This window comes from Albidovulum sp. (assembly GCF_041919395.1).
Classification (GTDB): Bacteria; Pseudomonadota; Alphaproteobacteria; order Rhodobacterales; family Rhodobacteraceae; genus Albidovulum.
Window position 1 is genome coordinate 1 of record NZ_JAYRTX010000155.1, and the last position, 3,919, is coordinate 3,919.

General features: G+C 67.1%; 3 protein-coding genes and 1 tRNA gene. 3 read left to right on the forward strand and 1 reads right to left on the reverse strand.

The features are described from left to right. The 3 genes from ACMUOO_RS16585 to ACMUOO_RS16595 all read left to right on the forward strand — a co-directional run. Positions 1-395 (forward strand): COG4223 family protein (locus ACMUOO_RS16585; RefSeq protein ID WP_413855752.1); only part of this gene is annotated, 395 nt, incomplete at its 5' end. 7 nt (positions 396-402) lie between these two features. Beyond that, positions 403-1,881, forward strand: coding sequence for a heme biosynthesis protein HemY (locus ACMUOO_RS16590; RefSeq protein ID WP_301919796.1), 1,479 nt, complete (start codon positions 403-405; stop codon positions 1,879-1,881). 77 nt (positions 1,882-1,958) lie between these two features. After that, a tRNA-Thr gene (locus tag ACMUOO_RS16595) sits at positions 1,959-2,034 on the forward strand. A 236-nt stretch (positions 2,035-2,270) separates the two neighbouring features. Here ACMUOO_RS16595 and ACMUOO_RS16600 read toward each other — a convergent pair. Then, positions 2,271-3,919 (reverse strand): FAD-dependent oxidoreductase (locus ACMUOO_RS16600; protein WP_413855753.1); only part of this gene is annotated, 1,649 nt, incomplete at its 5' end.

Sequence of the window (3,919 nt, forward strand, 5' to 3'; positions counted from 1 at the left end):
ACGCGGGCGTTGCCATTCCGCCGCCTCTCGCCGAGCAGGGCCAGGGCGTGCCGACGCTGGAGGCGCTCCGCACGGCGTTCCCGGATGCTGCGCGTGACGCTCTCGCCGCCTCGCTGAAGGAGACCGCGGCCGGCGACACCTGGGAGCGACTCCTCGCCTTCCTGCGCACACAGTCGGGGGCCCGCTCTCTCACCCCGCGCGAGGGAACCGACCCGGATGCGATCCTTTCCCGCGCCGAGGCGGCATTGGCCGCCGGGGACCTCGCCGGGTCGATCAGTGAAATCGGCGGCCTGCCCGCCGAGGGCCAGGCGCGCATGACGGAGTGGGTAGCACTCGCCAGTCGCCGCATTTCCGCAACCGAAGCCGCCGCCGCCCTTGCGGCCGAATTGCAGTGAGGCTGGCATGATCTGGTCCTTCATCAAGGTCGTCCTTTTCGTCGCGATCGTGGCCGGTCTGACGCTTGGCGCCAGCTACCTCGCCGAGACCGGCAGCGGCGTTCGCATCTCGGTTGCCGATATGGAATTCAGTCTTGGCCCGGTTCAGATGGTCGTCGCCGTGCTCGTGGCATTGCTGGTCCTCTGGCTGGTGATGAAGCTCGCCGGTCTCATCGTCGCGACACTGCGGTTTCTCAATGGCGACGAAACCGCGCTCAGCCGGTACTTCGACCGCAACCGCGAACGGAAAGGGTTTCAGGCGCTTGCCGATGGGTTGATGGCGATCGCGTCGGGCGAGGGGAAGGTGGCGCTTGCCCAGGCCGCGAAAGCCGAACGCTACCTCGGCCGGCCAGAGCTGACGAACCTGATAGCGGCCCAGGCCGCAGAAGTGGCGGGGGATTCGAAGCGGGCAACCGAGGTCTACAAGCGGCTCCTTGCCGGCGATCGTACCCGTTTCGTGGGCGTTCGGGGGCTGTTGCGCCAGAAGCTTGCCGAAGGTGATACGGAAACCGCGCTGAAACTTGCCGAGAAGGCTTATGCCCTGAAGCCCCGGCACCAGGACGTGCAGGACACGCTCCTGAAGCTGCAGGCCGAAAAGGGCGACTGGAAGGGCGCACGGCAGGTGCTCGGTACGAAACACAGGCAGGGCCTTCTGCCGCGGGACGTGTTCAGGCGGCGGGATGCGGTCCTGGCGCTGCAGGAGGCGAAAGAGGTCTTTTCGGACGATGCGCCCATCGAGGTGCGCGAGGCCGCAATCGTGGCGAACAAGCAGTCGCCCGATCTCATTCCGGCCGCGGTTCTGGCAGCCAAGGGCTACGTGCAGTCCGGCAAACCGAAGTACGCCGCCCGGGTCCTCAAGAAGGCTTGGGAGGCGCAGCCCCACCCTGACCTGGCGGCTGCCTTTGCGGCAATCGTGCCGGACGAGACGCCGACCGCACGGCTGAAGCGCTTCGAGGCCCTTCTTTCGTCCAATCCGAATCACGAGGAGTCGCGGTTGCTCAGGGCCGAGCTCCAGATCGCCGCCGAGGATTTCCCCGCCGCCCGCCGCGCGCTGGGCGACATCGCCGAGACGCATCCGACGGCGCGCAGCCTGACGATAATGGCCGCCATAGCCCGCGGGGAGGGGGAGGATGATGCTGTCGTCCGCGGCTGGCTGACCCGCGCGTTGACCGCGAGCCGCGGCCCGCAGTGGGTCTGCGACAAGTGCCACAACATCCAGTCCGACTGGACGCCCACTTGCGACAACTGCGGCAGCTTCGACACGCTGAGCTGGCGCGAACCGCCGCACGCCGCCGCTCCGATGGCGAACGGTGCCGACATGCTGCCCCTGATCGTCGGCCGCCCGGCCAGCGACCCTCAGAAGGGCGAAGGCGACTATGGATCGACCGCTGACGAGGGATCCGAGAAGCTCGTCATTCTCGATGAGGAAGTCGGCCAGCGGTCATGATTTTGGGGCTACACACCCGTCCCCGATGATGCTATCAGCCCGCCACTCGCGCCCGGTCCGGCGCGAGCCAGAGAAGTGCCGGTGTAGCTCAGCTGGTAGAGCACGTCATTCGTAATGATGGGGTCGGGGGTTCGAGTCCCTTCACCGGCACCACTTCTCGCTTGGAACAACTCCGAAGCCAGTTGCCGCACCACTCCTCGGCGGATCGGGATACAAGGGCACAAGAACGCCAGGGTCTTTGGTCGGGTCCGGTATCTTCCATCCGGCCCGATTCTGCATGGTCCTGTTTTTCGCGGGCAACCTGCCGATCATGTGCCGACGGATGCTCCGATCCCGCGAGGCAGCGCGATCGACTTCGGTTCCTGCGGTCTGAAGGCTTCGGGGGGGCGTCAGATCTGCAACGCGACCTTTCGCCCCTCGTGGAACGCGTAAGGTCCCTGACGGGGGGCAGCGCAGTCGCCGATACGGTGGACGGTCTTGTCTCCGAAGCTTTCCGGAAACGGATCGAACGCGATGTTCGTCGTCGCCATCACGAGTGCCGATGCGGGGATCGTCTCCTCCTTGCCGGTCAGCAGGCTGCGGACGCTCGCACCGTTGCCGTGCCAGCGGCTGATGACATGTTCGGTGACGAATCGTGCGCCGAGCCGCGCGAGCCGTGCGCGTGCGGGGCCGTCGGCGGAGGTGCGCGCGATCTCCTTGCCGACGTATGGGTCGGGGGTGACGATCACAACGCGCCTGCCCTGTTCGGCAAGCGCCCAGGCCGTACCGACGCCGCGCCAGTTGCCGCCCTCGTCAAGCACGATCACGGTGTCGCCCAGCTTCGCCTCGCGCCGCATGACCTCCTCGGGTGTCCAGACCCCGCCGTTGTCGAGCCCGGGCAGTGCCCCTGCCGAGGGGAGCCAGCGCTGCCGCGCCTCCGGGTCCGGGAGCGAACCCGTTGCGACGATCACGACCTCGGCCGGATGGGCGGCGATGTCGTCCGCCTCCAGAAATGTGTTGAGCCGCAGGGTCACACCGAGCTTCGCGAACTGTCGCTCGTACCAGTCCAGAAGATCGAGTATCTGCGCCCGCCGCGGCTGCATGCCCGCAAGCCTGAACTGCCCGCCGACCTGCGGCGCGGCCTCGGCGATCTCGACCCGGTGCCCCCGTTCGGCCGCTGCCCGCGCGGCCTCCAGCCCGGCCGGGCCCGCGCCGACGACGAGCACCGATTTCGGCGCGTCAGTCTTGGTGAAACGGTCGCCGCCCCATTCCCATTCGCGGCCTGCGCTCGGATTGATCAGGCAGGAAATCCAGTAATCGCGCGACCGCCGCCCCCAGCACATCTGGTTGCACGAAATGCAGCCACGCACGTCCTCGGCCCGGCCCTCCATGGTCTTGCGTGCCAGATGCGGGTCGGCGATCTGCCCGCGCACGATCGAGACGAGGTCCGCCTGGCCGGAGGCGATGATCGCCTCGGCGTTCTCCGGCGTGCGCACATGCGCCTCGGATGTCACCTTCGCGTGCCTCACCACGCCCTTGATCTGCTCGGTGACCGGGGCCGTCAGCTTCTCGGCGAAAAGGAACGTCGGCATCAACCGCTCGAAGTCGAGGTATCCGCCGTGCCCGCAGGTGACGTAATCGACGTGGCCGGTGGCGTCGTGGAGGGCGACGATCTCCAGCAGGCTTTCGACCGAAAGCGTAACGTCATGGGCATCCGAGGTCGATACGGCGAGACCGATGATGAAGTCCTCGCCGCATTCGCGGCGAATCCGCTCGATGATGCTGCGGGAGAACCGCGTGCGGTTCATCAGGCTGCCGCCCCACTGGTCGTCTCGGGTATTCGACCAGGGCGTCCAGAACTGGTCGAGGAGCGAATGGTAGGCCGCCCAGACCTCCACGCCCTGAAAGCCCGCCCTCCGGCAACGCACGGCAGCGGCTACATGAGCCTCGATCAGTACTTCAATCTCGGCCTCGGTCATGCGGTGGGAGCCGTCGCTGTCATGGTAGCTTGCATGACCCGAGGGCGACCAGTGCGGCGCAAAGCTGAGGTCGGAATCGC